Raw genomic sequence first — 3,430 nt, 5'->3', positions numbered from 1 at the left:
ACGCCGGCCCGCCGGGGCTCCTCGCCCCGCGGCCACGGCCGGGCCTCGGTCAGCAGCCGCACCGCGCCGGACTCCCAGTCCACCTTCTGCGACGGTTCGTCCGCGTGCAGGGTGCGCGGCAGCACGCCGTGCCGCACGGCCATCACCATCTTGATGATCCCGGCCACACCGGACGCGGCCTGGGCGTGACCGAGGTTGGACTTGACCGAGCCCAGCCACAGCGGCCGGTCCGCGGGCCGCCCCTGACCGTACGTCGCCAGCAGGGCGCCCGCCTCGATCGGGTCGCCCAGCGTCGTCCCCGTACCGTGCGCCTCCACGATGTCGACCTGTTCGGGCTTCAGCCGGGCGTTGGCCAGCGCGGCCCGGATCACCCGCTGCTGCGCGGGGCCGTTCGGCGCGCTCAGCCCGTTGCTCGCACCGTCCTGGTTGATCGCGCTGCCCCGGACGACGGCCAGCACCGGATGCCCGTTGCGCCGCGCGTCCGAGAGCCGCTCCAGCAGCAGCACACCGACGCCCTCGCCGAGACCCATGCCGTCGGCGTCGTCGCTGAACGCCTTGCAGCGGCCGTCCTGGGCCAGGCCGCGCTGGCGGCTGAAGCCGACCAGGCCGAGCGGGTCGGCCATCACCGCGGTGCCGCCGACCATGGCCATGGAGCAGTCGCCCTGGCGCAGCGACTGGACGGCGAGGTGCAGGGCCACCAGCGACGACGAGCAGGCGGTGTCGACCGTGACGGCGGGGCCCTCCAGGCCGAGGGTGTACGAGACGCGGCCGGAGATGACGCTGGTCGACATGCCGGTGACCAGGTGGCCCTGCATGCCGTCGGGGACGTTCTGGTAGTCGATGCCCCAGCCCTGGTACGCCGCTCCGACGAAGAGGCCGACCTTGCTGCCGTTCAGGGCCGAGGGGTCGATGCCGGCCCGCTCGAAGGCCTCCCAGGAGGTCTCCAGCAGCAGCCGCTGCTGGGGGTCCATGGCGCTGGCCTCACGCGGCGATATGCCGAAGAACGCCGGGTCGAAACGGTCGGCGTCGTGCAGGAAACCGCCCTCGGTCGTGTAGATCTTTCCCTGCTGGTCGGGGTCCGGGTCGTAGAGGCCGTCCAGGTCCCAGCCGCGGTTGACCGGGAATCCGGAGATGGCGTCCTTTTCCTCCGCGACCAGATTCCACAGTTCCTCGGGGGAATTGACCCCGGGGTAACGGCAACTCATGGCGACAATACCGATCGGCTCCCGGGACGCCGAGGTGAGCTGCTGATGGGCCCGCCGCAGTCGCTCGGTCTCCTTCAGGGACTCGCGCAGCGCTCCCACGAGTTTGTCATCGGCGCTTGTCATCGGGTGCTCCGCTCTTTTCTTCTCTTCAGAGGTCATTAGTTGTCGTACGCCATACGGATCAGCCCGTCGACGTCCATGTCGTCGATGGCATCCGTGGAGTCGCCGTCGCCGTGCACCGCGGCGGATTCGGTGTCGGGCGACTGTGCCAGCCTGCGCAGTTCGTCGAGCAGTCCGGATTCCTGAAGCCGCAGCAGCGGAATGGAATTCAGCAGCTCCCGGGCTTCCGCTTCCGCGGGGTCGGCCGGGGCCGCGGGGGCCTGCTCGGGGAAGAGCGCGGCACCGATGTGCTCGGCCAGCGCGCGGGCCCGCGGATAGTCGAACACCACCGTGACGGGCAGCCGCAGCCCGGTCGCCGCGCTCAGCCGGTTGCGGAGGTCGACGGCGCTCAGCGAGTCGAATCCGAGTTCCCGGAAGGCCCGTGACTCGTCGACGGCCGACGGGCCGGGGTACCCGAGCACCGAGGCGATCTGGGTGCACACCAGCTCGGAGATGGCGCGCCGGCGCTCCTCGGCGGACAGCCCGGTCAGCCGCAGGCGCACGGAGGAGTCGTCGTCCCCGGCCCCGGCCGGGGCGGCTTCGGTGGCCAGGATCCTGGCGACCTCCGGCACCTCACCGAGCAGCGGGCTGGGCCGTGCGGAGGTGAAGACCGGCACGAACCGCTCCCAGTCGATGTCCGCGACGACCACCACGCTCTCGTCGCGGTCCAGGACCTGCTGGAAGGCGTTGATGGCCGACTGCGGCGACATGAAGGGGATGCCGCGGCCGCGCAGCTGCTCCTCGGCGAGGTTGGCGGCCATGCCGCCGCCGTCCTCGGGGCTCCAGATGCCCCAGACCACCGAGGTGGCGGCGAGGCCGCGGGCCCGGCGCCGCTCGGCGAGGCCGTCGAGGTACGCGTTGGCCGCCGCGTAGGCGCCGTGCTCCCCGCTTCCCCAGACCGCCGAGATGGAGGAGAAGAGCACGAAGGCGTCCAGTGCGGAGTGGTCGAAGACCGCGTCCAGGTTGGCCGCGCCGACGATCTTCGCGTGGGCGGTGTCGGAGAACTCCAGGAGGTCGGTGTCGGCGAGCGGCACGAGCACGCCCGCGCCGGCGATGTGCAGCACGGTGCGGATCTGCGAACCGTCGGCCTCCACCTGCCGGACCAGTGCGGTCAGGGCGTCGCGGTCGGTCACGTCGCAGGCGGCGATGGTGACCCGGGCGCCGAGTTCGGTGAGTTCGGCCTTCAGCTGCTGCGCGCCGGGGGCGGCCGGTCCGCTGCGGCTGGTGAGCACCAGGTGTTCCGCGCCGCGGCGGGCCAGCCACCGGGCCGTCTGGCTGCCGATGCCGCCGGTGCCGCCGGTGATCAGTACGGTGCCACGGGGCGTCCAGGCCGGGACGGGGTCCGCCGCGGCCAGGGACGACCGGACCAGTCTGCGGACGAGGAGCCGGGTGCCGCGTACGGCGAGCTGGTCCTCGTTGTCGGGGCCGGCCAGGGCGGCGCACAGCAGCGTGGCGGCGCGGCGGTCCAGGCTCTCGGGGAGGTCGACCATGCCGCCCCAGCGCTGCGGGTGTTCGAGGGCGGCGACTCGTCCCAGGCCCCACACGGCGGCCTGAGCGGGGTCCACCGGCCGGTCGGCACCGGCGGTGCCGGCGGGGGCGGTGGTGACGGCGCTCCGGGTGGCGAGCCAGAGCGGCGCGTCGGTGCCCGCGTCGCCGAGGGCCTGGATCAGCGCCAGGGTGAGGCCGAGCCCGGCCGGCAGCTCGGGGCAGCCCGGGTGCGGGCCTTCGGCCAGTGCCAGGAGGGAGAGCACTCCGGCGGGGGCCGTGCCGTCCAGCGTCTCCCGCAGGTGTGAGGCAAAAGCGCCGCGGTCGGCGTCTGCTGCCTTCACCTCCAGGGGCAGCACGTTCATGCCCTGCTCACGCAGCGCCTCGACCACTCGCCGCGCCTCGGGGACGCCCGCGGGAACCACGGCCGCCCAGGTGCCCGGCGGCACGGTTGTCTTCGGATCGGCCAGTGGTTTCCAGGTGATTCGGTAGCGCCAGGAGTCGGTGAGTGCCTGTTCGCGGCTGCGGCGTCGCCAGGAGGCCAGGGACGGTAGCAGTGACGTCAGTGGGTCGGGTCCGTC

At 72.9% G+C, this 3,430-nt stretch carries 2 protein-coding genes; both read right to left on the bottom strand.

Annotation, left to right across the window (positions count from 1 at the left end):
- Window positions 1–1,304: type I polyketide synthase (locus ACIQIB_RS39325; protein ID WP_400764264.1), on the bottom strand; the 1,304-nt coding region annotated here is incomplete at its 3' end.
- A gap of 59 nt (window positions 1,305–1,363) precedes the next feature.
- The coding region (locus tag ACIQIB_RS39320) for a beta-ketoacyl reductase (protein WP_400764262.1) at window positions 1,364–3,430 on the bottom strand (2,067 nt) is incomplete at its 5' end.

It is taken from the genome of Kitasatospora sp. NPDC092286, assembly GCF_044755565.1.
Classification (GTDB): domain Bacteria; phylum Actinomycetota; class Actinomycetes; order Streptomycetales; family Streptomycetaceae; genus Kitasatospora.
The sequence above is the reverse complement of the archived record's forward strand: the minus strand, read 5'-3'. Positions and strand labels throughout refer to the sequence as shown.